Source organism: Pantoea dispersa, assembly GCF_014155765.1.
GTDB classification, from domain to species: Bacteria; Pseudomonadota; Gammaproteobacteria; order Enterobacterales; family Enterobacteriaceae; genus Pantoea; species Pantoea dispersa.
Genome location: NZ_SCKT01000003.1, coordinates 150,442 through 176,877 on the forward strand (window position 1 = coordinate 150,442; position 26,436 = coordinate 176,877).

At 59.7% G+C, this 26,436-nt stretch carries 27 protein-coding genes; 19 read left to right on the forward strand and 8 right to left on the reverse strand.

What is annotated here, in order from left to right; all coding sequences use genetic code 11:
• Positions 1–8: 8 nt before the first annotated feature.
• A complete protein-coding gene (gene pstB / locus H7K56_RS10730) occupies positions 9–776 on the forward strand; it encodes a phosphate ABC transporter ATP-binding protein PstB (protein WP_021506586.1) in 768 nt (255 codons plus the stop codon).
• Positions 777–911: 135 nt separating this feature from the next.
• On the opposite strand, the gene purN is transcribed toward pstB, so the two are convergent.
• On the reverse strand, positions 912–1,550 hold the full coding sequence (gene purN / locus H7K56_RS10735) for a phosphoribosylglycinamide formyltransferase (RefSeq protein WP_021506587.1): 639 nt from the start codon (positions 1,548–1,550) through the stop codon (positions 912–914).
• Complete coding sequence (purM, locus tag H7K56_RS10740; protein ID WP_021506588.1) at positions 1,547–2,587, reverse strand: phosphoribosylformylglycinamidine cyclo-ligase; 1,041 nt, start codon at positions 2,585–2,587, stop codon at positions 1,547–1,549. Before purM ends, purN begins: the two co-directional genes overlap by 4 nt.
• Before the next feature lie 240 nt (positions 2,588–2,827).
• Between purM and upp the strand changes: the two genes are divergently transcribed.
• The 3 genes from upp (at position 2,828) to hda (ending at position 5,750) form a co-directional block, all read left to right on the forward strand.
• Complete coding sequence (upp, locus tag H7K56_RS10745) at positions 2,828–3,454, forward strand: uracil phosphoribosyltransferase (RefSeq protein ID WP_010617600.1); 627 nt, start codon at positions 2,828–2,830, stop codon at positions 3,452–3,454.
• 218 nt (positions 3,455–3,672) lie between these two features.
• Positions 3,673–4,956 carry a uracil permease gene (uraA, locus tag H7K56_RS10750; RefSeq protein WP_031279414.1) on the forward strand — a complete coding sequence of 428 codons (1,284 nt, stop codon included), beginning with the start codon at positions 3,673–3,675 and terminating at the stop codon, positions 4,954–4,956.
• Positions 4,957–5,048: 92 nt separating this feature from the next.
• Positions 5,049–5,750, forward strand: coding sequence for a DnaA inactivator Hda (gene hda, locus H7K56_RS10755; protein WP_031279417.1), 702 nt, complete (start codon positions 5,049–5,051; stop codon positions 5,748–5,750).
• Here hda and arsC read toward each other — a convergent pair.
• Both arsC and bepA read right to left on the reverse strand, forming a co-directional pair.
• Positions 5,747–6,094: an arsenate reductase (glutaredoxin) gene (gene arsC, locus H7K56_RS10760; RefSeq protein ID WP_182689007.1), complete on the reverse strand. Its 348-nt coding sequence runs from the start codon at positions 6,092–6,094 to the stop codon at positions 5,747–5,749. The genes hda and arsC overlap by 4 nt on opposite strands.
• Before the next feature lie 148 nt (positions 6,095–6,242).
• Positions 6,243–7,706, reverse strand: a complete 1,464-nt coding sequence (gene bepA, locus H7K56_RS10765) for a beta-barrel assembly-enhancing protease (protein WP_021506592.1) — start codon at positions 7,704–7,706, stop codon at positions 6,243–6,245.
• Positions 7,707–8,403: 697 nt separating this feature from the next.
• On the opposite strand from bepA, the gene H7K56_RS10770 reads away from it, so the two are divergent.
• From H7K56_RS10770 to H7K56_RS10810, 9 genes are all read left to right on the forward strand, one after another.
• Entirely contained in the window at positions 8,404–9,009 is a 606-nt protein-coding gene (locus tag H7K56_RS10770) for a DsrE family protein (RefSeq protein WP_021506593.1), read from the forward strand.
• A gap of 27 nt (positions 9,010–9,036) precedes the next feature.
• Complete coding sequence (locus tag H7K56_RS10775) at positions 9,037–9,645, forward strand: DsrE family protein (RefSeq protein WP_021506594.1); 609 nt, start codon at positions 9,037–9,039, stop codon at positions 9,643–9,645.
• A 124-nt stretch (positions 9,646–9,769) separates the two neighbouring features.
• Entirely contained in the window at positions 9,770–10,792 is a 1,023-nt protein-coding gene (locus H7K56_RS10780) for a substrate-binding domain-containing protein (RefSeq protein WP_021506595.1), read from the forward strand.
• Entirely contained in the window at positions 10,779–11,801 is a 1,023-nt protein-coding gene (locus H7K56_RS10785; RefSeq protein WP_058758325.1) for an ABC transporter substrate-binding protein, read from the forward strand. The genes H7K56_RS10780 and H7K56_RS10785 overlap by 14 nt, the downstream gene beginning before the upstream one ends.
• Entirely contained in the window at positions 11,801–12,658 is an 858-nt protein-coding gene (locus tag H7K56_RS10790; protein ID WP_150360854.1) for an ABC transporter permease, read from the forward strand. Before H7K56_RS10785 ends, H7K56_RS10790 begins: the two co-directional genes overlap by 1 nt.
• Positions 12,655–13,467, forward strand: a complete 813-nt coding sequence (locus tag H7K56_RS10795; protein WP_150058743.1) for an ABC transporter permease — start codon at positions 12,655–12,657, stop codon at positions 13,465–13,467. The genes H7K56_RS10790 and H7K56_RS10795 overlap by 4 nt, the downstream gene beginning before the upstream one ends.
• Complete coding sequence (locus H7K56_RS10800; protein WP_058770829.1) at positions 13,464–14,450, forward strand: ABC transporter ATP-binding protein; 987 nt, start codon at positions 13,464–13,466, stop codon at positions 14,448–14,450. Before H7K56_RS10795 ends, H7K56_RS10800 begins: the two co-directional genes overlap by 4 nt.
• Before the next feature lie 24 nt (positions 14,451–14,474).
• Positions 14,475–15,293 (forward strand): phosphodiesterase, encoded by an 819-nt coding sequence (locus H7K56_RS10805; RefSeq protein ID WP_220496578.1) that lies wholly within the window; start codon positions 14,475–14,477, stop codon positions 15,291–15,293.
• 166 nt (positions 15,294–15,459) lie between these two features.
• The gene (locus tag H7K56_RS10810) at positions 15,460–17,055 is read left to right on the forward strand and encodes a sensor domain-containing diguanylate cyclase (RefSeq protein ID WP_150360853.1); all 1,596 of its coding nucleotides are present in this window, start codon (positions 15,460–15,462) and stop codon (positions 17,053–17,055) included.
• Positions 17,056–17,112: 57 nt separating this feature from the next.
• Here H7K56_RS10810 and bcp read toward each other — a convergent pair whose 3' ends face one another.
• Both bcp and H7K56_RS10820 read right to left on the reverse strand, forming a co-directional pair.
• The gene (bcp, locus tag H7K56_RS10815) at positions 17,113–17,580 is read right to left on the reverse strand and encodes a thioredoxin-dependent thiol peroxidase (protein ID WP_021506602.1); all 468 of its coding nucleotides are present in this window, start codon (positions 17,578–17,580) and stop codon (positions 17,113–17,115) included.
• Positions 17,581–17,722: 142 nt separating this feature from the next.
• Positions 17,723–18,289, reverse strand: coding sequence for a glycine cleavage system transcriptional repressor (locus H7K56_RS10820; RefSeq protein ID WP_081049393.1), 567 nt, complete (start codon positions 18,287–18,289; stop codon positions 17,723–17,725).
• Positions 18,290–18,432: 143 nt separating this feature from the next.
• Between H7K56_RS10820 and dapA the strand changes: the two genes are divergently transcribed.
• The 6 genes from dapA to ypfH all read left to right on the forward strand — a co-directional run bounded on the left by dapA (position 18,433) and on the right by ypfH (position 25,030).
• Complete coding sequence (gene dapA, locus H7K56_RS10825) at positions 18,433–19,311, forward strand: 4-hydroxy-tetrahydrodipicolinate synthase (RefSeq protein WP_021506604.1); 879 nt, start codon at positions 18,433–18,435, stop codon at positions 19,309–19,311.
• A 14-nt stretch (positions 19,312–19,325) separates the two neighbouring features.
• On the forward strand, positions 19,326–20,357 hold the full coding sequence (gene bamC / locus H7K56_RS10830; RefSeq protein WP_021506605.1) for an outer membrane protein assembly factor BamC: 1,032 nt from the start codon (positions 19,326–19,328) through the stop codon (positions 20,355–20,357).
• A 144-nt stretch (positions 20,358–20,501) separates the two neighbouring features.
• Positions 20,502–21,215 carry a phosphoribosylaminoimidazolesuccinocarboxamide synthase gene (gene purC / locus H7K56_RS10835; RefSeq protein ID WP_031279423.1) on the forward strand — a complete coding sequence of 238 codons (714 nt, stop codon included), beginning with the start codon at positions 20,502–20,504 and terminating at the stop codon, positions 21,213–21,215.
• A 206-nt stretch (positions 21,216–21,421) separates the two neighbouring features.
• Positions 21,422–22,285, forward strand: a complete 864-nt coding sequence (gene ypfJ, locus H7K56_RS10840) for a KPN_02809 family neutral zinc metallopeptidase (RefSeq protein ID WP_021506607.1) — start codon at positions 21,422–21,424, stop codon at positions 22,283–22,285.
• Complete coding sequence (locus H7K56_RS10845) at positions 22,285–24,261, forward strand: tRNA(Met) cytidine acetyltransferase TmcA (protein ID WP_182689009.1); 1,977 nt, start codon at positions 22,285–22,287, stop codon at positions 24,259–24,261. Before ypfJ ends, H7K56_RS10845 begins: the two co-directional genes overlap by 1 nt.
• A gap of 73 nt (positions 24,262–24,334) precedes the next feature.
• Positions 24,335–25,030 carry an esterase gene (ypfH, locus tag H7K56_RS10850; RefSeq protein ID WP_150361625.1) on the forward strand — a complete coding sequence of 232 codons (696 nt, stop codon included), beginning with the start codon at positions 24,335–24,337 and terminating at the stop codon, positions 25,028–25,030.
• A 66-nt stretch (positions 25,031–25,096) separates the two neighbouring features.
• Here the strand turns inward: ypfH and H7K56_RS10855 are convergent, their stop codons facing one another.
• Together H7K56_RS10855 and dapE are read right to left on the reverse strand one after the other, a co-directional pair.
• On the reverse strand, positions 25,097–25,285 hold the full coding sequence (locus tag H7K56_RS10855; RefSeq protein ID WP_021508042.1) for a YpfN family protein: 189 nt from the start codon (positions 25,283–25,285) through the stop codon (positions 25,097–25,099).
• 23 nt (positions 25,286–25,308) lie between these two features.
• On the reverse strand, positions 25,309–26,436 hold the full coding sequence (gene dapE, locus H7K56_RS10860; RefSeq protein ID WP_010617581.1) for a succinyl-diaminopimelate desuccinylase: 1,128 nt from the start codon (positions 26,434–26,436) through the stop codon (positions 25,309–25,311).

Genomic DNA, 26,436 nt, shown 5'->3' on the forward strand with positions numbered 1-26,436 from the left:
GTTTACACATGACGCCCGATTACGCTATTGCGCTCACCGTTAACCAGCTGTCGCTGTGGTACGGCGAACGGCAGGCGCTGAATAACATTGATCTGCAGATCCCGAAGCATCGCATCACGGCGCTGATTGGGCCCTCCGGCTGTGGTAAATCGACGCTGCTGCGCTGCTTCAATCGCATGAACGACGTCATTGATGGCTGCCGCATCGAAGGCGAGATTCTGCTCGATAGCCACGCGGTGATGCAGGCGAACCAGGACCTGCCGGCGCTGCGGCGACGCATCGGCATGGTGTTTCAGCGTCCCAATCCGTTCCCCAAGTCGATCTATGAGAATGTGGTTTACGGTCTGCGTTTGCAGGGCGTGCGCGATCGTCGCGTGCTGAATGAGGCCTGCGAGCGCGCGCTGCGGGCGGCGGCGCTGTGGGGCGAAGTGAAAGATCAGCTGGGGCAGAATGCGCTGACGCTGTCGAGCGGTCAGCAGCAGCGTCTGGTGATTGCGCGCGCCATCGCCATCGAGCCGGAAGTGCTGCTGCTGGATGAACCCACCTCGGCGCTGGATCCGATCTCGACGCTGGTGATTGAAGAGTTGATGACCACGCTGAAGCAGCATTTCACGCTGGTGCTGGTGACGCACAACATGCAGCAGGCAGCGCGCGTATCCGATTACACCGCGTTTATGCATAACGGGCAGCTGGTGGAGTTTGATGAAACCGACCGGATTTTCACCGCACCGCAGGCGCGGCGCACCGAGGATTATATTACCGGCCGGTTTGGGTAAGTATTGTTAGGTTAGCGCGAAGAATCGCGCCGCTACGAAATGTGCAAAGAAATCATGCAGTAATAAAAGCCGGCACAGCCCCGTAGCGGCGCAATTTATTGCGTAATTCCTGCAAGCGCACGGCGTCAAGGTCAATCAATCGTGCGCATAACCTTCCGGCGGCAGCGGTTCGCCATCTAACCACGCTTTGCCCGCGCGCATCTGCAATCGTCCTTCGACAAACCAGCTGATTACCAGCGGGTAAATCGCGTGCTCCTGATGCTGCACGCGGGCGCTGATCTCAGCTTCGTCATCGTCGGCAAATACCGGCACGCGCGCCTGCAGAATGATCGGTCCACCGTCCAGCTCATCAGTCACAAAATGCACCGACGTCCCGTGTTCCGCGTCCCCGTTCGCCAGCGCCTGGCGATGCGTATGCAAACCGGGATATTTCGGCAGCAGCGACGGATGAATATTCAGCAGTCGATCGTGATAGTGCGCGACAAACGCCGGGCTCAGAATGCGCATATAACCGGCCAGCACCACCAGATCCGGCGCATAAGCGTCGATCTGCTGCATCAGCTGGCGGTCAAAGGCGTCGCGATCGGCGAAATCCTGCGCGGACAGCGCGTGAGCAGGCACGCTGGCCTGCTGCGCCCGCGTCAGACCATAGGCCGAGGCTTTATTACTGAAAACGGCAGCCACGCTGCCGTTGATACGCCCGCTCTCGCAGGCGTCGAGGATGGACTGAAGATTGCTGCCGTTGCCGGAGATCAGTACAACCAGTTTCTTCATGGGTTAATAACCACACGCTCTTCGGCATCAGACGCGTTAATCACGCCAATTTTCCACGCCTGCTCGCCAGCCGCGGTCATCAGCTGTACCGCTTTGTCGGCATCGGCCGGGCTCAGCGCAATCACCATGCCCACGCCGCAGTTAAAGGTGCGGTACATCTCGTGACGGCTGACGTTACCGGCCTGCTGCAGCCAGCTGAATACCGCCGGCCACTGCCAGCTTTTCTCGTCAATCACCGCCTGGGTGTTATCCGGCAGTACGCGCGGAATGTTTTCCCAGAAGCCGCCGCCGGTCAGGTGGGCAATGGCGTGCACGTCAACCTGCTCAATCAGGCTGAGGATATTTTTCACGTAGATGCGGGTCGGCGCCAGCAGGTGATCGGCCAGCGGTTTGCCTTCCAGCTGTTTGGTGGTGGGATCGGTCTGGCTGACTTCAAGAATTTTACGCACCAGCGAGTAGCCGTTAGAGTGCGGACCGCTGGAGCCCAGCGCGATCAGCACGTCGCCATCCTGCACTTTGCTGCCGTCGATGATCTCAGATTTTTCCACCACGCCGACGCAGAAACCGGCCACGTCGTAATCTTCGCCGTGATACATGCCCGGCATCTCAGCGGTTTCACCGCCGACCAGCGCACAGCCCGACTGCAGACAGCCTTCGGCGATACCGGTGATCACCGCGGAGGCGGTATCCACATCCAGCTTGCCGGTGGCGTAATAGTCGAGGAAGAACAGCGGCTCAGCGCCCTGTACCACCAGATCGTTCACGCACATCGCGACCAGATCGATGCCGATGCTGTCGTGGCGTTTGAGATCCATCGCCAGACGCAGCTTGGTGCCGACGCCATCAGTTCCGGAGACCAGCACCGGCTCGCGGTATTTCTGCGGCAGCGCACACAGCGCGCCAAAGCCACCCAGTCCACCCATCACTTCCGGGCGGCGGGTTTTCTTTACTACGCCTTTAATACGGTCAACCAGATCGTTACCAGCATCAATATCAACACCGGCGTCTTTGTAGCTGAGAGAGGTTTTGTCGGTCACTGCGGAATCCCCACGCGATTGCGGTTGGTGGCAAAAATTAAGCGCGGCAATTCTACCAGTGCAGGCAAACGTTTGCGAGTCCCATCTCAGGGCACCTTTGCAGCGTGCTGATTTTTCGCTAATCCTTATTCTCAGGCGATTTGTGCACGTTACCTGACCAATCACCGGTGGCGCGGCGGTAAAAAGGCGGTATAATCCGGCGATTTTTTTTTAGCTCAACTCAATTCCGGGAGAATAATCATGAAGATCGTGGAAGTCAGACACCCGCTGGTCAAACATAAACTGGGCCTGATGCGTGAGCATGATATCAGCACCAAGCGCTTCCGCGAGCTGGCTTCGGAAGTGGGCAGCTTACTGACCTATGAAGCCACCGCCGATCTCGAAACCGAGCGCGTGACCATTGAAGGCTGGAACGGTCCGGTCGACGTCGATCAAATCAAAGGCAAAAAAATTACCGTCGTCCCGATTCTGCGTGCTGGCCTTGGCATGATGGAAGGTGTGCTGGAACACGTACCGAGCGCGCGCATCAGCGTGGTGGGCGTTTACCGTGACGAAGAGACGCTGGAGCCGGTGCCTTACTTCCAGAAGCTGGTGTCAAACATCGAAGAGCGTATGGCGCTGGTGGTTGACCCGATGCTGGCGACCGGCGGCTCGATGATCGCCACCATCGATCTGCTGAAGAAAGCCGGCTGCAACAGTATTAAAGTGCTGGTGCTGGTGGCCGCGCCGGAAGGCATTGCCGCGCTGGAGAAAGCGCATCCGGACGTTGAGCTGTACACCGCGTCAATCGATCAGGGCCTGAACGAGAAGGGGTACATTATCCCGGGCCTCGGCGACGCCGGCGACAAGATTTTCGGAACCAAATAAATAAACCAGCCGGCCAGAGAGTCGGCTTTTTTTTGGCAAAAATACCGTTCAGTCAGACACCGTATCGACAGGATGCACATTTTGTAGCGGCGCGATTTATCGCGCTGATGCCGGGCAAGCTATGGTGCCCATCCGGACAAGGCGCAATCAATTGCGCCACTACGATAAGGTGCGGCGTTGACGAACGAGCATAAAAATAAACGTATAGGGGATAAATGATGACTCGCAGAGCCATAGGCGTTAGCGAACGCCCACCGCTTCTTCAAACCATTCCGCTCAGCCTGCAGCACCTGTTCGCCATGTTCGGCGCCACCGTGCTGGTGCCGATTCTGTTCCACATCAACCCGGCGACCGTGCTGCTGTTCAACGGTGTCGGCACGCTGCTGTATCTGTTTATCTGTAAAGGCAAAATCCCGGCCTATCTTGGCTCCAGCTTTGCCTTTATCTCGCCGGTGTTGCTGCTGCTGCCGCTCGGTTATGAAGTGGCGCTCGGCGGCTTTATCCTGTGCGGCGCGCTGTTCTGCATTGTGGCGCTGATTGTAAAGAAGGCCGGCACCGGCTGGCTCGATGTCATGTTTCCACCGGCGGCGATGGGGGCCATCGTGGCGGTTATTGGTCTCGAACTGGCTGGCGTAGCGGCGAATATGGCCGGGCTGCTGCCCGCTGACGGCACCACAGCGGACAGTAAAACCATCATTATTTCGCTGGTGACGCTGGCGGTGACGGTGTTTGGCTCGGTGCTGTTCCGTGGCTTCTTTGCCATTATCCCGATCCTGATTGGCGTGCTGGTCGGCTACGCGCTGTCGTCGGCCATGGGTATCGTTGACTGGAGCGCGGTGGAAAACGCGCCGTGGTTTGCGCTGCCGACCTTCTACACGCCGCGCTTTGAGTGGGCCGCGATGCTGACCATCCTGCCCGCAGCGCTGGTGGTGATTGCCGAGCACGTGGGCCATTTAGTAGTCACCGCCAACATCGTGAAGAAGGATCTGATTCGCGATCCCGGCCTGCATCGCTCGATGTTCGCCAACGGCCTTTCGACCATGATCTCCGGCTTCTTTGGTTCCACGCCGAATACCACCTACGGTGAAAACATTGGCGTCATGGCGATCACCCGCGTTTACAGCACCTGGGTGATCGGCGGCGCGGCAATCTTCGCTATTCTGCTCTCCTGCGTCGGTAAACTGGCGGCCGCCATCCAGGCGATCCCGGTACCGGTGATGGGCGGTGTGTCGCTGCTGCTGTATGGCGTGATCGGCGCTTCCGGTATTCGCGTGCTGATTGAATCCAAAGTCGACTACAACAAAGCGCAGAATCTGATCCTCACCTCGGTGATCCTGATCATTGGCGTCAGCGGCGCGAAGGTGCACGTGGGCGCCGCCGAGCTGAAGGGCATGGCGCTGGCCACCATCGTCGGCGTTGGCCTGGCGCTGATTTTCCGCGTAATCAGTCTGTTACGTCCGGAAGAAGTGGTGCTGGACGCAGAAGAAAAACGCGAGCTTTAAAGGATCCTGCGGGCAGGGAAGCCCGGTTCATCTCTGTGGAGGATCGTGATAAACTTGCCCGGTTTTCTGCCCGCTCATCCGTTGAGGTACTTCTGAACACGCCGGCACAGCTTTCACTGCCACTCTATCTACCCGATGATGAAACCTTCGCCAGTTTCTGGCCGGGGGAAAATCCGTCACTGCTGGCGGCGCTGCAGGGCGCGCTGGCGCAACAGCACGGCAGCTATCTCTACTTCTGGTCGCGCGAAGGCGGCGGCCGCAGCCATTTGCTGCACGCAGCCTGCGCCGAAATGTCCGCGCGCGGCGAAGCGGTGGGTTATGTGCCGCTCGATAAGCGCACCTGGTTCGTGCCGGAAGTGCTGGAAGGCATGGAGAACCTGGCGCTGGTGTGCATTGATAATATTGAGTGCATCGCCGGCGAAGCCGAGTGGGAGATGGCGATCTTCGATCTCTACAACCGCATTCTGGAAACCGGCAAAACCCGCCTGCTGATCACCGGCGATCGCCCCCCGCGTCAGCTCAATCTGGGCCTGCCGGATCTGGCGTCACGTCTCGACTGGGGACAAATTTACCGCTTACAGCCGCTGTCCGACGAGGACAAACTGCAGGCGATGCAGCTGCGTGCCGGCCTGCGCGGCTTTGAGTTGCCGGAAGACGTTGGGCGTTTCCTGCTGAAACGCCTCGACCGCGAAATGCGCACGCTGTTTGACACGCTTGATCGTCTTGATCGCGCCTCGATCAGCGCACAGCGCAAGCTGACCATTCCCTTCGTGAAAGAGGCGCTGGGGCTTTAGAGAATCTTCAGCACCGCTTCCGGCGGACGACCAATGCGTGCGCGGTCGCCCTGAATCACAATCGGCCGCTCGATCAGTTTTGGATGCTCCACCATCGCCTGTAACAGCTGTTGTTCGCTGAGATCGTTACTGGCCAACCCCAGCGTTTTATAGATTTCCTCGCCACGGCGCATCAGCTCGCGCGCGCTGTGCATGCCCAGCTGTTGCAGCAGCGTTTTTAGCGTATCGATGTCCGGCGGCGTGTCGAGATACAGCACCACCTGCGGTTCAATGCCCTGTTGCTGCAGTAGCGCGAGGGTTTCGCGGCTCTTGCTGCAGCGCGGATTGTGATAAATACGGACCATGTTTTTTATCCTGGGTAATCCATTGTTGCCAGGTGCGCATGAATGCGCACCCTACGAATAACTGCTGGTGCGCATCAATATGCACCCTACGAATAACCATTGGTGCGCACCGAAATCCTGCCGGCCATCCACCCGCGTAACCGGCTATTTACCCTTTTGCATACTGCTTAAAACGCCGCTGCAACTCGCGGAACTGGTCGATGCGCGCATCGTAACGCGCCTGCTTCAGGCTGCCGAGCGGCACCTGGGCGCTGGCGCTACTCAGGGTGGTGATGGCCTGATCGAGCTGGCCGTTCAGCGCCAGACTTTCAGCCCGTGCCGAAAGCTCCTCATCGCGCAGCCCCTGCGCGGCTGAGGCCTGCGCCAGTAAATCCCATGCGTTGAGATCGTCAGGGTGCGCAAAGGTGTAGCGGTTAAGGATGCGGCTGGCGTTGGCCGGCTGCTTCGCCTCGACGTAGGCGTTCGCCAGGTTAAGCTGCAGCACCGGACTGGTCTGGCTGCCGCGGGCGGCGTTCAGCATGCTGATGGCCTGCTGCGGCTGGTTCAGACCGATGTCGATATCGGTCATGATATCAAGGAACCACAGGTTATCCGGCTGCTTCGCCAGCAACGGCGCGATGATCTTTTTCGCGTTGGCAAAATCTTTTGCCTGCAGGAACTGCACCGCTTTGCCGTACTGCGCCGCCTGCTGTTCCCGCGTGTTGCCTTTGGCGTACTCATTTAGCAAATCGTCAGTCAGCTGATTGCGGCCGGTGGCGTACATACCCAGCGCGCGCACCTTCGCCATATAGAAATCCTGCGACGACTGCACCACCACCGGGCGCATCTGGTTGGCGCGGTTGCGCGCGTCGGCCAGGCGGCTATCGGGCAGCGGGTGCGTCAGCAGAATTTCCGGTGGTTTTGACGAGAAGCGGCTTTGATCGGCCAGCTTTTGCAGAAATGCGGGCATCGCCTGCGGATCGAAACCGGCGCGCTGCAGCACCTGAATGCCGATGCGATCCGCTTCCTGCTCGTTGCCCTGGGTAAAGCTGATAATCCCCTGCTGCGTACCGGCCAGCGTACCGGTCAGCGCCGCCATCCCGGCCTGCGGGCTGGCCAGCGCCAGCAGGATCGAACCCAGCGCGCCGACCCAGGTGAGCGGGGCGCTGCGCTTCTGCTCTTCCATGGCGCGCGCCAGATGACGCTGCGTCACGTGCGAAATTTCGTGCGCCATCACCGACGCCAGCTGGCTTTCGTTATCGGTATAGCGGAACAGCGACGAGTGCAGCACCACATTGCCGCCAAAGAAGGCGAAAGCGTTGAGCTCGTCATTCTGAATCAGGAAAAAGTGAAACGGCGTGCGCACCGAATGGGCGTGTGCCACCAGCCGCTGGCCGAGTTCATTAATGTACTGATTAAGCAGCGGATCGTTGATCAGTGGCGCGCTGGCGCGCAGCTGGCGCACGTAGAAGTCGCCAATCTGCAGCTCCTGATTAATGGAAAGCGTGGAGCCTGCCGTGGTGCCCATGTCGGGCAAATTGTCGCTCAGATCGGCGCGGACACCGACCGCAGGCGTGAGCAGCAGCGCAGGAATAAGGGCCGCCAGCACTGATTTTTTCAACCGGTTAAACATGCCTTGATCCTGTAAAAGTCTCCTGCCATTGGACAGGAAAGTCATGCCAATGTTCTGTGGCGGCGTTTCCTTTTCTGCCGCGGCTCTATCTTAACCACAGTGAGGATACAAGCAAATGCCGCCGTCACATTGACGTGATGGCAAAGAATGGCTGACTGACGCGAAATTTGTAGCAAAAAATTGAATAGCGAAAAGGCAACATAAAAAGGCGCAGCGCACTGATGAATTTAAAGTTACGTAAAGTTGCTCAAAATAATTGAATCTGGCATGGTTTTTTCCAGGTTTACTCTGAAAAACACGCCTGAAATCCCACGCTTGGCCCGCTTTATCCATCAGTGATTTTTATCGTGCTGCTCTGGCCGTGCATCACCAGCCCAGAAATGAATGGTCAGGTTTTGCTCACTGGTCAACTGGCGGCGCGCGATGACAGTATTAACCCGCACGATGAGGCGCTGTCATCTGCCATGCATCCCTCTGCCTGGTGACTGCCGGTTTTTCCGGCCAGCTATTTTTCAACTCGCCCGCACCGCTCAATTAACAGCCTTATTCAATCAGCAAGCGCAATGATTTCTGCTGGCAGCCAAACGCCGGACAGCCCGCCAGTACAGGCGTTTTGCCCGCCGCGCGCTGTGGTATAGATAAAGCACTTTTTCAAACGGACTGTGAATTAACGCGCAGTGCATGCCGGAGAGTTTCTATGCGTTCTGTTGTTTCCTATGCCCTGATTGCCATCGTGGGTGGGATGGTCGGTGCCGCCGTAATCAAAAGCGATGACCTGTATCAGCGTATCGCGGGCCATTTTTCCGCCGAACCTGCCGATCCGGACGGGTTCTGGAGCACGCCGGCGGTCGCGGGCTACGGCAAAATTCATTATGAAGCCGACGCCGCGTTTAAACCGGCAGTGGGGCTGAGCAACAAAGTGGTATTTCAGCTGACCCGCAATGAAGGCGATATCAAACGGCCTAACCTCGGGCTGGAGCGTGTGGCGCGCGTGGTCAATCTGTACATCGCCGCTGGCGTACCGGCCGAACAGCTGCAGTTTGTGGTGTCAATGACCGGCGATGCCACGCCCGCCACGCTGGATAACGCGCATTTTAAGCAGTTTTACGGCGTCGATAACCCCAACCTCGCACTGATTGGCGCGCTGAACAAGCTGGGCGTCAAAGTCTCGGTGTGCGATCAGTCGGTGGCGTTCCATCACTATCCGCGCGACTGGATCGATCGGTCGGTGATTCATGCATTGTCCAGCCCGACCACGGTGTCGACGCTGGAAAATCAGGGCTATGCCTTTTTACAGATGTAATCGCGTCTTTGGTTAAGGAGAAGTGTCATGCGTCCAGCATCCTATATTGTTATCGCCGCGCTGGCGGGCTTTGTCGGCGGAAATGTGCTGCAGCTGCCGGAACTGGTGGATAAAGTCAGCGGGAAATTCGCTGACCAGAAAACCGAACCGGCGGATTTCTGGAGCACGCCGGCGATTGCCGGTTACGGTAAAATTCACTTTGTTAACACGCCGGATTACAACCCGGCCAACACGCCCGGGCTGAGCAATAAGATTGTGTTTCAGATCAACCGCAGCGAAGGGGATATCCATCAGCCGAACCTCGGCCTTGAGCGCGTGGCACGCGTCACTAACCTCTATTACGCGGCCGGCGTGCCGCTTAATCAGCTCAACTTTGTGGTGTCGATCAACAGCGATGCGGTGCCGGCCGCGCTCAATAACGATCAGTTCCGTAAAGCATACGGCAGCGATAACCCTAACCTGAAGCTGATTGATGAGCTGAAGAAAGCCGGGGTGAAAGTGACCATTTGCGACCAGTCGGTGGCCTTCCATCAGCTGGAGCGCGACTGGATTGATACCCGTGTCACGCATACGCTCTCCAGCGGCACCACCGTCGCGTCGCTACAAAATGAAGGGTACGCCTTCCTGATGCTGTAATCCTGCCGACAGCAGTGCAGGCTGCTGTCATCTTTTCGTCATCCCTTCGCGATGTCACTGTCACAGTTCGCCGTTAGTTTAGGCGCCAATGAGATCGATCTCATCGGCACTTTACGAGGCGAACATGTCCGACTTACTCACGGTGGCAAAGCTGGCAGGCGTTTCACGCGCCACGGCCGCGCGCGCCTTTTCCGATCCCCATCTGCTGCGGCGCGACACGCTGGAGAGAGTGCTGGCGGCGTCGGAGCAGCTCGGCTTTCGTCCTAACCACATCGCGCGCCAGCTACGCACGCAGCACTCTACCACCTTCGGCGTGCTGCTGCCCTCGCTGCTTAACCCGATCTTCTCCTGCCAGTTACAGGCGATGGAGCGCCAGGCGCGCGACGCCGGCTATGGCCTGCTGGTGGCCACCAGCGATTACCAGCCCGAGCGCGAAGCCGCCATCGTTGAACATATGCTGCGCCAGCGCGTGGCGGGCCTGGTCCTGACAGTGGCCGACGCGGATAACAGCGCGGTGCTCAGCACGCTGCAGGCGGCTGGCCTGCCATTTGTGCTGGCGCATAACGTGCCGCAGCACAGCCACTGGCCGGCGGTGTGCGTGGATAACCGCCAGGCGATGCGCGAAGCCACCGCACAGCTGCTGGCGCTTGGTCATCGCCGCATTGCCATGGTCGCCGGACCGATGCTGCAGTCAGACCGTGCGCGCCTGCGCTATCAGGGCTATTGCGATGCCATGCAGCACGCGGGCCTGACGGCGCTGCCGGTGATTGAGATGGCCAGCCACACCCAATCCGACTTTACGCTGCTGGCCCCGATGCTCGGCGGTGCCACCCCGCTCAGCGCCGTAATCTGCACTAACGACCTGCTGGCCATCAGCCTGATTGGCGCGGCGGCGCGCGCGGGCGTGCCTGTGCCACAGCAGCTCGCGGTGATGGGCTTTGACGGGATTGCGATGGGGGCACAAATGGCCCCGTCGCTGGCCAGCGTAGCGCAGCCCGCCGAACGGCTCGGCGCCTGCGCCATCGATATGTTGTTGCATAACGTCAGCCGCGGCACCCGCGTGCTGCCACATCAGTTGCGGAGCGGTGAGAGTGTTGCTGCCCCCGCGTTTATTGCCACCACCAGGGAACCTCATGATGCTGCATAAAAAAGTAAAAATTTACGCCGGCGCCATCGCGCTCAGCGCCAGCGCGTTGTTTACCAGCCTGACGCAGGCGGCGGAAACCGCCATCTGTTACAACTGTCCGCCCGAGTGGGCCGACTGGGGCACTCAGCTCAAAGCGATTGCCAGAGACACCGGCATTCAGGTGCCGCAGGACAACAAAAACTCCGGCCAGGCGCTGGCGCAGCTGGTGGCGGAGCAGGGCAATCCGGTGGCCGACGTGGTCTATTACGGCGTCAGCTTCGGCATTCAGGCCGACAGCGCCGGCGTGGTCGCCAGTTACAAACCGGCGCACTGGGATGACATTCCTGCCGGCATGAAAGACAGCAACGGCAAATGGGTGGCGCTGCACTCGGGCACCATGGGCTTTATGGTCAATGTTGATGCGCTGGGCGGCGCGCCGGTGCCGCAATCGTGGGACGACCTGCTGAAGCCGGAATACAAAGGCATGATTGGTTATCTCGATCCGGCCAGCGCCTTTGTCGGTTACGTGGCGGCGGTGGCGGTCAACCAGGCGAAGGGCGGCAACATGCAGGACTTCACGCCGGCGCTGAACTGGTTCAAAAAGCTGCAGGCGAATCAGCCCATCGTGCCTAAGCAGACCGCGTATGCGCGGCTTATTTCCGGCGAGATCCCGATTCTGCTCGACTATGACTTCAATGCTTACCGCGCCCGCTACAAAGATCACGCTAACGTCGCCTTTGTTATTCCCAAAGAGGGCACGGTAACGGTGCCGTACGTCATTAGCCTGGTGAAGAATGCACCGCACGCGGCGAACGGCAAAAAAGTGATCGACTATGTGCTGTCTGACAAGGGGCAGGCTATCTGGGCCAGCGCGTTCCTGCGCCCGGTGCGCACCGGCGCCATGAGCGCAGAAGCGAAGAAATATTTCCTGCCGGACAGCGACTATGCGCGTGCGCACACCGTTGACTATCAGCAGATGGCGGCAGCGCAGAAAGCGTTCTCGGCGCGCTATCTGAGTGAGATTCGCTGATGGCGATGACCGATACCCTGGCGGCTTCGTGCCGCCGGACACCGCGCCTGGCCGGCAGCCGCTGGCTATGGCTGACGCTGCCGGCGCTGCTGTTCTTCTGCGCCTTCTGGCTGCTGCCGTTTGTCCGGCTGCTGCAGATGGCGATGCAGGACGACCGCAGCACCCGGCACAGCGGCTACTGGACGGTACTGACGCAGCCGCACTACCTGCTCAGCCTGCTGAATACCGTGCTGCTGTCGCTCGCCGTCACGCTGGTGACGCTGGTCATCGCCGCGACAGTCGGCTGCTTTCTGGCACGCCAGCGCTTCAGCGGACGCAGCACGTTGCTGGCGCTGCTGACGTTTCCGCTGGCCTTTCCGGGCGTGGTGGTGGGATTTCTGGTGGTGATGCTGGCGGGCCGTCAGGGACTGCTGGCGCAAATCAGCCTGGCGCTGTTCCACGAGCGCTGGATGCTGGCCTATTCGTTTACCGGCCTGTTTATTGGCTATCTCTATTTTTCACTGCCGCGCGCCATCATCACGCTGGTGGCGGCGAGTGAAAAACTCGACCGTTCTCTCGAAGAGGCGGCGCGTTCGCTGGGCGCCAGTCAGTGGCGCATCACCTGGGATGTGATTGTGCCGGGGCTGCAGCCGGCGCTGCTCTCCACCGGCGCGCTCTGTTTTGCCACCAGCATGGGTGCGTTCGGTACCGCGTTCACCCTGGGCACCGATCTGGCGGTGCTGCCGCTGACCATTTACGGCGAATTCACCAACTACGCCAATTTCGCCACCGCCGCCGCACTGTCGGTGGTGATGGGCGGCGTCGCCTGGCTGGCACTAATGCTGGCGCGCCGACTGGCTCACCAGGAGGTGACATGAGACGTCGCGGACTGTTCAGCCTGCAACTGCTGGTCACCGTGCTCACCGCGCTGTTCATGATCGTGCCGGTGGTGCTGTCGATGCTGGCCGGCGTGACCAACAACTACTTTACCGGCCTGCGCAGCGGCCTGACGCTGAAGTGGGTGACCCAGGTGTGGCAGCTTTACACCGACACCTTCTGGCTGTCGCTGCTGATTGCGCTGGCCTGCCTGCTGATCACGCTGCTGATCGGCGTGCCGGCAGCGTGGGGGCTGTTAAAAGCGCCGCGGCGCTGGGCGGCGCGCATCGAAGAGTGCCTGATGCTGCCGGTCGCGCTGCCGGGCCTCGCCACCGCGCTGGGCATCATCCTGCTGTACGGTCAGTTCTCCGGCCTGCGCGATAGTTGGCTGTTCATTCTCATCGGTCACGTGCTGTTTACCTTGCCGTTTATGCTGCGCCCGGTGCTGGCGGTAATGCAGGCGGTGGAGATGCCGCGGCTGGAAGAGGCGGCGGCCAGTCTCGGTGCCAGCCTTTGGCAGCGCTTTTTTACCGTGGTGGTGCCCAACTGTCGCAACGGCATTCTCGCCGGGGCGTTTATGGTGATCACCCTGTCGGTGGGTGAGTTCAACATCACCTGGATGCTGCATACGCCGCTGACAAAAACGCTGCCGGTGGGGCTGGCAGACAGCTATGCCTCAATGCGACTGGAAGTGGGATCGGCCTACACGCTGATCTTTATTCTGCTGATTCTGCCGCTGCTGCTGATGCTCAACGCGGTCAATCACTGGCTCAACCGTACGCTCACGCGTGCTAACAAGGAGGCGGCATGAACCCTGCGGCCGTAACCGTTACGCTGCGCCACTGTGCGCGGCACTTTAATCACCAGCTGGCGCTGCAGCCGCTCGATCTGACGGTGCAGCCTGGCGAAACCCTGGTGCTGCTCGGTCCGTCCGGCTGTGGCAAAACCACCACGCTGCGCATCATCAGTGGCCTGGAGCGCTGTGACGACGGCGGCGAAGTGTGGTTTGACGATCGTAACGTGACAGCGCTGCCGATCGAGAAACGCAACGTGGGCATGGTGTTCCAGAACTACGCGCTGTTTCCCCATCTCAACGTGGCGCAGAACGTCGCTTACGGCCTGAAAGTGCAGGGCGTGGCGCGCGCCGAACGCGACGCGCGCGTGCAGGAGATGCTGGCCCTGGTGGATCTCAGCGCGCTGGCGCAGCGCAGCATCGACAAGCTGTCGGGCGGTCAAAAGCAGCGCGTAGCGCTGGCGCGTGCGCTGGCGGCGCGTCCGAAGGTGCTGCTGTTTGATGAGCCGCTGGCGGCGCTCGATGCGCGCCTGCGCGACCGGCTGCGGCTGGAGATTGGCGCGCTGCTGAAACAGCTGGCGATCACCGCCGTGTACGTCACGCACGATCAGCAGGAAGCGATGGCGCTGGGCGATCGCATTGCGGTGATGGAGCAGGGGCGTCTGGTGCAGATCGATACGCCGCAAAATATTTACCAGCGCCCGGCGTCACAGTTTGTCGCGGATTTTGTCGGCGCGATTAACTGTGTCGGGGTCGATGCGCGTGGCAATCCGCAGCATTTCTGCCGCCCTGAGGATGTGCTGCTGGCGGCGGACCAGCGCTACGCACGCCCCGGTTTCATCCTCGGCACCACCTTTCTCGGCGCTGCGCAGCGGCTGAGTATTGATATCGGGCTGGCGGCGCCGATCCAGGTTGATCGCCACGCGCGCGAAGCCTGGCACGCCGGCCAGCCGGTAAGCTGGACGCTGGCGCAGGATGCCGCGCTGCACTTTTCTGCCTGATAAGGAGCTGTTGTGACTGACGCAATGACGCTGATTGCGCAAATCAGCGATTTACACATCAAGGCCCATGGCCGTCTCTCCTATAAAAAAGTGGATACGCACGCTGCGCTGCTGCGGGTGATTGACACGCTGAATCAGCTGGTGCCGCGACCGGATACGGTGGTGATTACCGGCGACCTGGTGGATTTTGGCACTGCGGAAGAGTACCAGACGCTGCGCGAGGCGCTGCGCCATCTGCAGCTGCCGTTCCTGCTGATGCCGGGCAATCACGACGATCGCCAGCAGCTGCGCGCCGCGTTTCCGGAGCATCACTACCTGCAGCACGGCGAAACGCTCAACTGGCAGATGCGTGTGAATCATCTGCAGCTGCTGGCGCTCGACTCCAGCGTACCGCATCAGCCGTGGGGCTACGTCGATGACGCACAGCTGCAATGGCTGGCAGAGCAGCTGGCGCGTGAACCGGATTTGCCGACGCTGGTGCTATTGCATCATCCGCCGTTCCTGAGCGGCATTGGCCATATGGATCGGCAACCGCTGTGCAATCCGGCGGCGCTGGCTGCCATTATTGGTCAGCATCCTCAGGTGGAACGGGTGCTGAGCGGCCACCTGCACCGCTCGGTGCAGGCGCGTTTTGCCGGCACGCTGGCCTGCGTGGCGCCCGGTGTGTCGCATCAGGTGGCACTGGATTTGCGTGACCACGGTCCGGCGAACTTTGTGCTGGAACCGCCCGGTTTTCTGCTGCATCGCTGGCAGCCGCAGCAGGGGATGACTACGCATCTGTGCGCGATCGGCGATTATCCAGGTCCGTGGCCGTTTTACGATGCGCAGGGTTTAATTGATTAGCACCAGTAATAGCACAATAAAAAAGCGTTCCTGAGGGTCTGCGTCGTAGTCAATTTGGCTCAGAGGTGTACAATTGTCTGTTACCTCACCAGGGTAAACACCTCCAATTATAACAAGATAGTCAGGCACGCTAACTTATGAAGCTACTCACCAGGGCGGTTGCGCCATGTTAACGCGCATCCGGCCAAAAACTGATCTGCGCACGCTGATTGCGCTGCTGGCGATCACCAGTATCGTCATCACACTGGCTAATACGCTGTACGCCACCTGGCGCGTACAGCGCATGGTGCTGATCGAAAGCACCCTCGAAGCCAATCGCGCTTACGCCACCAAACTGGCGGCCACCACCGAAGTGTTTTTCCAGCTGGCGCAGTCGCAGCTGCACTACAGCGCTAATCAGCTGGGTAAAGATTTCGATAATCCCGAACTGCTGCAGCAGGAAGTGAACCGACTGCGCGAACAGACCAGCAGTTTTAACTCGGTGGCGATTGTCGACAGCAACGGCGTGATTAAAGCCATTTCGCCGGAATCGCTGATGCTAAAAGGCATGCAGCTCACCAGCCAGTCTTCGCGCGAAGCGCTGGCGCAGCGCCAGCCGATGGTCAGCCGGCCCACCATTTCTGCCACCAATAACCTGCTGGTGTTTGTTTCCTGGCCGGTATGGAGCACCGATGGGCGCTATCTTGGCTACGTCGGCGGCACTATTTATCTGAAGAAAAAAAGCATTCTCAACGTGCTGCTCGGCGAGCAGTACTATCGTGACGGCACCCATGTTTACGTGCTGGATCGCGAAAACCGCGTGCTGTATCACCAGAACAATCAGCTGATTGGCAAAAACGTGCCGGGCATCGTCAGCGATCGTCAGCGCCAGGAGCACAGCAATGGCGAAGTTCAGCTGACGGAAGAGGGCACGGCGAAGCTGGCGGGCTACGCTGTGGTGCCCACCACCGGCTGGATGGTGGTGGCGCTCAAGCCGACAAACGTCACGCTGGCGCCGCTCTCCGGGCTGCTGCTACAGGTGCTGAAGAATTCGGTGCCGTTTGCGCTGCTGACGCTGCTGGTGGCGGTGATTCTGGCCCGGCTGATTGCCTTGCCACTGTGGCAGCTGGCGCGCAAAGCCAGCCAGATGGATACCCAGGGCGTTTCCGGTGAAATTGGCGTGATCCGCGCCTGGTACTTTGAAGCGGCGCAGGTGAAGCGCGCGCTGCTCACCGGCATTGGTCTGGTGCAGGATAAAATCGGCCGGCTCAAGTCAGAGGTGCAGAGCGATCCCATGACCAGCCTGCTCAATCGCCGCGGCCTGAGCGCGGTGCTCGACTATTTCGATACCATGCAGCAGCCGTTTGCCGTGCTGGCGCTGGATATTGACCATTTCAAGCGGGTGAATGATAACTTCGGGCATGATGTTGGCGACGAGGTGATCAAACAGGTGGCGCGCACGCTGCGCCAGAGCGCGCGTCAGACCGACGTGGTGTGCCGCAACGGCGGCGAAGAGTTTCTGATGCTGCTTCCCGCCACCGCCCCTGATGAAGCGCGGGTGATTGCGGAGCGCGTGCGCAGCAGCATTGCCGGCGGCTGGATTGATCCGGTCGGGCAGATCACGATTTCGATTGGTATCGCCAGCTGGCAGCCGACGCACAGCAGTCAGGAGCAGATTCTGAAGCAGGCCGATGATGCGCTATATCAGGCGAAAAACGCCGGACGTAACTGCGTGGTGATTGCCGGGCAGGAAGCGCTGGCCAGCACGGTTTCGCGCTATTAATCGCGCAGCGTCACAGCAGGATAAAAAAACGGGTGCCTGGCGGGCACCCGTTGGTAATCAGGCTGATTTCAGGTAATCGAGCACGATATCGTGGTGGTTCGAGGTTTTAAAATCGTCGAACACCTTCTCCACTTTGCCATCGCCGCCAATCAGGAAGCTGATGCGGTGAATGCCGTCGTAGGTTTTACCCATAAAGGTTTTCTCACCCCAGACGCCAAACTGCTCGCAAACCTGATGATCTTCATCCGACAAAAGGGTGAAGTTGAGTAGTTCTTTCTCGACAAAGCGAGACAGTTTTTCCGGCTTGTCGGTGCTGATGCCCAGCACTTCCACGCCCGCCTTCTTCAAATCATCCATGTTATCGCGCAGACCACAGGCCTGCGTGGTGCAGCCCGGCGTCATGGCTTTCGGGTAGAAATAGACCAGAACGCGCTGTCCCTGGAAGTCGGCCAAATTTACTTGTTCGCCATCCTGATCGGGCAAGCTAAATTTCGGTGCGGTGTCACCGGCTTTCAGTGGATTCATCACAACTCTCCATTTTTTTCTTCATGCTGTGGGTAATACACCATCAGCGGCAAAAGCGCCAGGTGGAGTTTACCTCAGGGTTATTTCACTACACGGTATGCCAGCGCGGCAGAGTGTGTGGCGGAATAACCCGGAGCCTGATTCAGACGGCGCTGTGCGCGTCGTCGGTGACACTATAGAGGCGAATTGAACCTTGTGCATGCAGTTCTTCGCACAGCCGATGGAAAGCCTGCTCAAACGGTGCGCTGGCATGATTCGCCGGGCTGTGCGCGGTCATCTGAATATAGAGCACCGGCGGCTCGTCGTCCTGGGCGGGCGTAATGCGCGACACCAGCTCGGCGATGTTCATCTGATGTTTATCGAACAGATCGGTGAAGCGTTCGATGATATGCGGTGAATCCGGCACTTCTACCTGTACCCAGACGGTAGCAGGCATCGGCGGCGTGACGCGCGCATTGGTGCGCTTCATCACGATCAGCAGCTCCAGCTCGGCACCCTTCATCGGCAGGGTCGATTCAATCAGGGTAATGGCGTTCCAGCTGCCGGAGAGCAGCATAATAAAGGTAAACTCGTCGCCCAGCATCGCCAGGCGGCTGTCTTCAATATTGCAACCGCAGCTGCTGACGTGGCGGGTAATAGTATTGACGATACCCGGACGATCAACGCCCAGAGCGGTGATCACCAGATGGTGCGGCTGTGACTGCGGCAAAATGGCGTTTCCTGTACGTTCGCTAATAACCATAAGGTAAACATAAAAAAAACTGCTGACAAGCGCGGTAATGGCGTGGCTCGCTTGCTTTTCTTTCGGCGGAAAACGTAACATGAGGCACTTGTTTGTCGAGGGGATAGCCCATGTTCACCGGAAGTATTGTTGCGCTCATTACGCCTTTGAATGAAAAAGGTGATGTCTGCCGCGCAAGTCTGAAAAAACTGATTGATTATCATGTCGCCAGCGGTACGGCGGCGATTGTTTCTGTTGGCACCACCGGCGAATCCGCGACCCTCAGCCATGAAGAGCATGGCGATGTGGTGATGCAAACCCTGGAGCTGGCCGATGGCCGCATTCCCGTGATTGCCGGGACCGGCGCGAATGCCACCGCCGAAGGGATCTCTCTGACAAAACGCTTTACCGGCACCGGCGTAGTCGGCTGCCTCACCGTGACCCCGTACTACAACCGTCCGACGCAGGAAGGTCTGTACCAGCACTTCAAAGCGATCGCCGAAAGCACCGATCTGCCCCAGATGCTGTATAACGTCCCGTCACGTACCGGCTGTGACATGCTGCCGGAAACCGTTGCCCGCCTGGCTGAAATCAAAAATATTATCGGAATCAAAGAGGCCACCGGGAACTTATCGCGTATTTCGCAGATCCAACAGCTGGTTGGAGATGAGTTCATTATTGTCAGCGGTGATGACGCGACAGCGCTGGACTCCATGCAACTGGGCGGCAAAGGCGTTATTTCGGTCACGGCTAACATTGCAGCACGTGAAATGGTTGAACTCTGTGCGCTGGCGCAAGAGGGCAAATTTGCCGAAGCGCGTCGCCTGAATCAGCGTCTGATGCACCTGCACCAGACGCTTTTCTGTGAACCGAATCCTATCCCGGTGAAATGGGCCGCGAAACAGCTAGGATTAATCGCCGATGACACGCTGCGCTTGCCGATGACGCCGCTGACCGAAGCCGGTCAGGCGAAAACCGCGCAGGCGCTGATCCAGGCGGGTCTGCGATAATTTAGGGAGAATCAATGAGTTATTCAGTTAAGCGCTCGACGCTGGCAACCGTGGTGGGCCTGTCCACCCTGATGCTGCTAACAGCTTGTTCCAGCGATCAGCGTTATAAGCGCCAGGTCAGCGGTGATGAATCTTACCTGCAGGCGCCTGAACTGCATGATTTAAAAGCCCCGGCGGGCATGATTCTGCCGCTGCAGAATGGTGATTACGATGTGCCGCACAGCGTGGCGAAAGGCGCGCTGGGTAAAGAGCTCGACATCCGTCCACCGGCGCAGCCGCTGGCGCTGATGAACGGCACCCGCGCGCAGTTCACCGGTAACACCGGCGTGCTGGCGGTTGACAGCAGCCGTGGCTCCATCTGGTCGCAGGTGGTGAACGTGGTGCAGTCGTACAAATTCCCGGTTGCCCAGCGTGATGATGCGGCGCAGCAGCTCACCACCGACTGGGTACAGTGGAACCGTGCTGACGAAGATAACCAGTATCGCGGCCGTTACCAGATCAGCGTGCAGAACCAGGGCTATCAGCAGGTGCTGACCGTACGTCTGCTGGAACTGCAGCAGCAGGGCCAGACGGTCACCACGCCGGTCCAGGTTCAGCGCTATACCGGTCAGATGCTGAATGACATCAGCACCGGTCTGGATAAGATCGATACCGCCAGCCAGGATGCGGCTGCCGGACGTGCCAGCGGACAGATTGATGTCCAGAGCGGCGCGGACGACACCGGCCTGCCACTGCTGGTGCTGCGCTCACCGTTTAACGTCACCTGGCAGCGTCTGCCGGCGGCGCTGAAGCGTATGGGCATGGAAGTTACCGATGACAACCGCTCGCAGGGCAGTCTGAAAGTGACCTACAAGCAGCCGGGCAGCAGCGCGTTTGACGCCATCGGCGCGAAAGATCCGGAACTGCCAAACGGCGACTACAAGTTGCAGGTGGGCGATCTCGATAACCGCAGCAGCCTGCAGTTCATCGATCCGAAAGGACACGTACTCACCCAGGCGCAGAATGATGCGCTGGTGGCGGTCCTGCAGGGCGCACTGAACAAATAAATGCAATAAAGGCCGGAGATTCTCCGGCCTTTTTGTTTTGGTTTTGGCATAATAGCGCCCGGCGAGGTAAACGATTGCGTCAGGCAGTCATCGCGCGGTGAAACACCGCTGAACACGGGTTCTTTCATGTTTGGAGTTAACAAGATGCAAAAGCGAGCTGAGTTGTATCGCGGTAAAGCGAAAACCGTATACAGCACCGACAATCCGGATCTGCTGGTACTTGAATTCCGCAACGATACGTCAGCAGGAGACGGTGCACGAATCGAGCAGTTTGATCGTAAAGGCATGGTGAACAACAAGTTTAACCATTTCATCATGACCAAACTGCAGGAAGCGGGCATTCCGACCCAGATGGAAGCGCTGCTTTCTGATAACGAAGCGCTGGTGAAAAAGCTGGAGATGGTGCCGGTAGAGTGCGTGGTGCGCAACCGGGCGGCTGGATCGCTGGTGAAACGTCTGGGCGTCGAAGAGGGCATGCTGCTCAATCCACCGCTGTTTGATCTCTTCCTGAAAGATGACGCCAAACACGACCCGATGGTCAACGAATCGTACTGCGAAACCTTTGGCTGGGTGAGCAAGGCTAACCTGGCGCGCATGCAGGAGCTGACCTTCAAAGCCAACGAAGTGCTGAGCAAACTGTTTGATGATGCCGGTCTGATTCTGGTGGACTTCAAGCTGGAGTTCGGTCTGTTCAAAGGTGAAGTGACACTGGGCGACGAATTCTCGCCAGACGGCGCGCGTCTGTGGGACAAAGAGACCATGGACAAGATGGACAAAGACCGTTTCCGTCAGAGCCTCGGCGGCCTGATCGAAGCGTACGAAGAAGTGGCACACCGTCTGGGTGTCAAACTGGACTAAGCTTCTGCCGGTGTGCGTCACGGTATAACAGACGCAAACCTTTCAGCGCATGAAGGTCGCCCTGGCTGGCGGCCTTTTTTATTGTCTGTTTACGGCCTTCACGCTGCACCCTGCGCGCAATCTCGCTGCGCTGGCATCGCATTGCTGGTACTAACCTCTGCCGCCAACTAAAATCATGCAAAAGTCATTGATAACAGGAGCAGGCCATGCGCTGGCAAGGGCGTCGTGAAAGCGACAATGTGGAAGATCGTCGCGGCGATTCGCCGGGTTTTAGTTCTGGCGGACGCCAGATTCGTCTGCCGCGCGGCAAGGGCGGCATTATTCTGCTGATTGTGGTCGCGGTCGCTGGCTATTACGGCTACGACCTCACCGCGCTGCTGGAAGGCGGCGCGCCGGTGTCGCAACAGCAGCAGCGTCAGGTCAATTCGGCGCAGGATAACGAGGCGGCCAAATTCACCTCGGTAATCCTCGCCACCACCGAAGATACCTGGGGCAAACTGTTCCAGCAGATGGGCAAACAATACGCACCGCCAAAGCTGGTGATGTATCGCGGTGCAACGCGCACTAACTGCGGTACCGGCCAGTCGGCAATGGGGCCGTTCTACTGCCCGGCCGATCAGACGGTATATATCGATCTCTCCTTCTATGACGACATGAAAACCAAACTCGGAGCCGGGGGGGATTTTGCCCAGGGTTATGTCATCGCTCACGAAGTAGGGCATCACGTGCAGAAACTGCTGGGTATCGAACCCAAAGTGCGGCAGATGCAGCAGGGCGCTACGCAGGCGCAGGTGAATCAACTGTCGGTGAAGATGGAGCTGCAGGCGGACTGCTTTGCTGGCGTCTGGGGTCACTATATGCAGCAGGAGAACATTCTTGAGGTGGGCGATTTGCAGGAAGCGCTGAACGCCGCCGAGGCGATTGGCGACGATCGTTTGCAGCAGCAAAGTCAGGGGCGCGTAGTGCCGGACAGCTTCACTCACGGCACTTCTCAGCAGCGCTACACCTGGTTCAAACGCGGTTTTGACAGCGGCAATCCGGGCCAGTGCAATACCTTCGCCAGTAACTGATGTTGCACGCTGAACTGACGGCGGCGATGCAGCAAGCCGGTATCCGCCGTCTGTGCGTGATAGCCGGTGAAGCTGGCTGGGCGCGCCAGGAGGCGGCCACATGGCAGGCCGCACTGCCCGGTGACTGGTTAACGGTCAGCGACAGCGATGACTTCCCGCAGCGCGTCGCGCCTGCAGCGCTGCGTACCCTGCTGGGCCGGGAATTCCGGCATGCCATTTTCGATGCGCGCCACGGCTTTCATGCGGAAGCGTTCGCTGCGCTGGCCGGGACGCTGCGGGCCGGCAGCTGGCTGCTGTTACTGACGCCAGACTGGAACGCCTGGCCGGTGCAGACCGATCGTGACAGCCTGCGCTGGGCCGATGTCGACCAGCCCATCGCCACGCCGCATTTCATCCACCACCTGCAACAGCATATCCTGCAGGATGCGCAGGTGATGCTGCTGCGTCAGCATCAGACGCCGCGCCTGCCGGCGGCGCACCCCTTCGCGCCGTGGCAGTGTCGCGCCCCCGAGCAGCAGGCGCAGATTGTCCGCCAGCTGTGCGCCATGCCGCCCGGTGTCGCGGTGATCATCGCCCCGCGCGGTCGCGGCAAATCGGCGCTGGCGGGAATGCTGGCGCGCCAGACGCAAAGCGCGCTGGTGACGGCACCAGCGAAGCTTTCGACGGAGGTGCTGGCGCAGTTCGCCGCTGAGCAGTTTAGCTTTATGGCCCCGGATGCGATTCTCGCTCAGCCGCAGGAGGCTCAGCCGCTGGCGGAATGGCTGATTGTGGATGAGGCCGCGGCCATCCCCGCGCCGCTGTTACAGCAGCTGGTGCAGCGTTTTCCGCGCGTTCTGCTGACCACCACGGTGCAGGGCTACGAAGGTACCGGGCGCGGTTTCATGCTGCGCTTCTGCGCCACGCTGCCGCAGGTGCGCTACTTCCAGCTGGATGAGCCGCTGCGCTGGTCGGCGCAGGATCCGCTGGAGCAGTGGCTGAGTGCGGCGCTGCTGTTTGCTGAGGCCGAAGCCTGCGACGCACCCGCGCAGACAGCGATTTTTGCCGCCACGCCCGCGCAGCACGCCGGCGCCTTACAGGCTGGCTATCGTCTGCTGGCGAGCGCCCACTATCGCACCTCGCCGCTCGATCTGCGACGTATGCTGGATGCGCCCGGCATGCATTTCTGGCTGGCCGGGCAGCCGCAGCAGGTCACCGGCGCGCTGTGGCTGGTGGAAGAGGGCGGACTGGATGCCGCGCTGGCGCAGGCGGTGTGGGCCGGCTTACGTCGTCCGCGCGGCAATCTGGTGGCGCAGTCATTAGCGGCACATGCCGGTTTTACTGAAGCGGCGACGTTACGTTCGCTGCGCATCAGCCGCATCGCCGTGCAGGCCGCACAGCGCCAGCGCGGCATCGGTCGCGCGCTGGTGGCGACGGCGCGGCAGCAGGCGCAGGGCGCGGATTATCTGTCGGTGAGCTTTGGCTACACCGCAGCGCTGTGGCAGTTCTGGCGTGCCTGCGGCTTTACGCTGGTGCGTATCGGTTCACAGCGCGAAGCCAGTAGCGGTTGCTATGCGGCGATGGCGATTTGTGCGCTGACGCCAGCCGGTGAAGCCCTGCAGCAGCGCGCCGCGCAGCGTCTGGCGCGCGACTGGCCGTGGCTGCAAAAGCTGATCGCGGTGCCGCTGACCCTGTCGTCCACCGACCATCAATCCCTCAGCGCCGACGACTGGCCGCTGCTGGCCGCGTTTGCCTGGGCGCAGCGGCCCTATGAAGCCAGCTATCCGGTGCTGCAGCGGCTGGCTAATGTCGCATCGCCACCGTTGCTGTGTGCCATACTGCAACAAAAACAAACGCTGAGTGAAGCGGCACGGCTGGCCGGCGTGAGCGGGCGTAAAGCGCTGATGCTCAGGCTGCGCGCGGAGGCGGCTGACGCACTCATCACTCTGGATGCCGCTGCCGCGCAGCTCTGGCAGCAGCGCCTCGGCACATTGCAATAAATCCATTATCTCGTTCAAATTTTCCCAATATCACTTTGCCGTCAGCGGCGTATAGTGATTTGAGGAGGACGTTATGGCACTACGATATGTAATTGTTCAGCAACCGGATAACGCCGCGCAGCTGTTTTTGCTGTATCACGGCGTGAACGACAACCCCGATTCTATGGCGCAGATTGGCAGCTGGTTCGCGCAGGCGTTTCCGCAGGCGCAGGTGGTGTCGGTGGGCGCACCTTATCCGGCCAGCGCGCCGCAGGGCCGCCAGTGGTATGCCGAGATACCGGAACACGACCGCTCGCAGCAGCAGGGCGTGGATGCGGTGATGCCGTCCTTTGTCGAGTCGGTGCGTCACTGGCAGCAGCAGAGCGGCGTGCGGCCGGAAGCCACCGCGCTGGTCGGTTTTTCGCAGGGCGGCACCATGGTGCTGGAAGGCGTAAAAGCCCAGCCGGATCTGGCGGGACGCGTGGTGGCCTTTAGCGGCCGCTACGTCACGCTGCCGGAGCAGGCCAGCACGCGCAACACTATCCACCTGATTCACGGCGATTATGACGAGCAGGTGCCGATGCAGCATGCGGAAGCGGCGATGCATCGCTTAACTGCGCTGGGCGGCGATGTGACGCTGGATATCGTTGACGATCTGCCGCACGCAATTGATGAACGCAGCATGCAGCTGGCGCTGAATCACCTGCGCTATACCGTGCCGCGCCGCTATTTCGATGAGGCGCTGAGCGGGGCGAAGCCGGGCGACGACGATGTGGTGATGATGGTGTGAGACCGCGCGCCATAAAACAAAGGTCGCCGTGCAGGGCGACCTTGTACGCTAAACGATCGGCGGCGACTACTTCTTCTTCGGCCAGTCGTCGTCATCGTCCCACTTATCGTTGAAATCGCGATGCGGTGGCAGATCCGGTTTGTTATCCATATATTTTTTATGATCGATGCGCTTCAGGTCTTTATAGACGTTCATCAGCACGCCCACCATCAGCAGAATCACAATCACCCACCAGTACTCTTTTAACCATTCCATGAGGTTTCTCCTTCAAGGTGCCATCAGGCGATCAGCTGTTCCATAATGCGCTGATACATCCGGCTCAGCAGCTGCAAATCCGAGGCTTTCACGCACTCATTGATCTTATGAATAGTGGCATTCACCGGGCCGAGCTCCACCACCTGTGCGCCCATGCGGGCAATAAAGCGCCCGTCAGAGGTGCCGCCGGTGGTTAACAGCTGCGGCTTGATCTCATTATAGTGCGCCACGGCGTTGACGACCGCATCCACCAGCTTGCCGCGTGAAGTCAGGAATGGCTGACCGGACACATTCCACTCCAGCGTATAGCGCAGCTGGTGGCGATCGAGCAGCGCCGCCACGCGATCTTTGATCATCTGATCGGTCAGTTCGGTGCTGAAGCGGAAGTTAAACTGCACGAAAAACTCGCCGGGGATCACATTGTTACTGCCGGTGCCGGCCTGCACGTTGGCGATCTGCATGCTGGTCGGCGGGAAGAATTCATTGCCCTGATCCCATTCGGTCGCCACCAGCTCGTTGAGCGCTGGCATTGCACGATGTACCGGGTTATCAGCCAGATGCGGATAAGCCACGTGGCCCTGCACGCCGTGAATGGTCAGATTGGCGGTCATCGAGCCGCGACGGCCATTCTTCACCACGTCGCCAACCACTTCGGTGCTCGACGGTTCACCGACGAGGCAGTAATCCATGCGTTCATTGCGCGCCATCAGGCGCTCAACCACTTTTACCGTACCGTTGACGGCGCTGGCTTCTTCATCGGAAGTGATGAGAAACGCCAGCCGGCCAGCATGATTGGGATGGGCAGCAACGAAGCGCTCGGCCGCCACCACCATCGCTGCCAGCGAGCCTTTCATGTCAGCAGCGCCACGGCCAAACAGCATGCCGTCACGAATCGACGGTTCAAACGGCGGGCTGATCCAGCGGTTGGCATCGCCCGGCGGCACCACATCAGTGTGCCCGGCAAAAGCCAGCGTTTCGCCCTGGCCGCGCGTGGCCCAGAAGTTAAGCGTATCGCCAATGTGCATCGGCTCGACGTGGAAACCAATCGCCTCCAGGCGCGCAATTAACATGGCCTGGCAACCGGCGTCATCCGGACTAAGCGAGGGGCGACGAATAAGCTGCTGAGCCAGCTCAATGACCGGACAGAACAT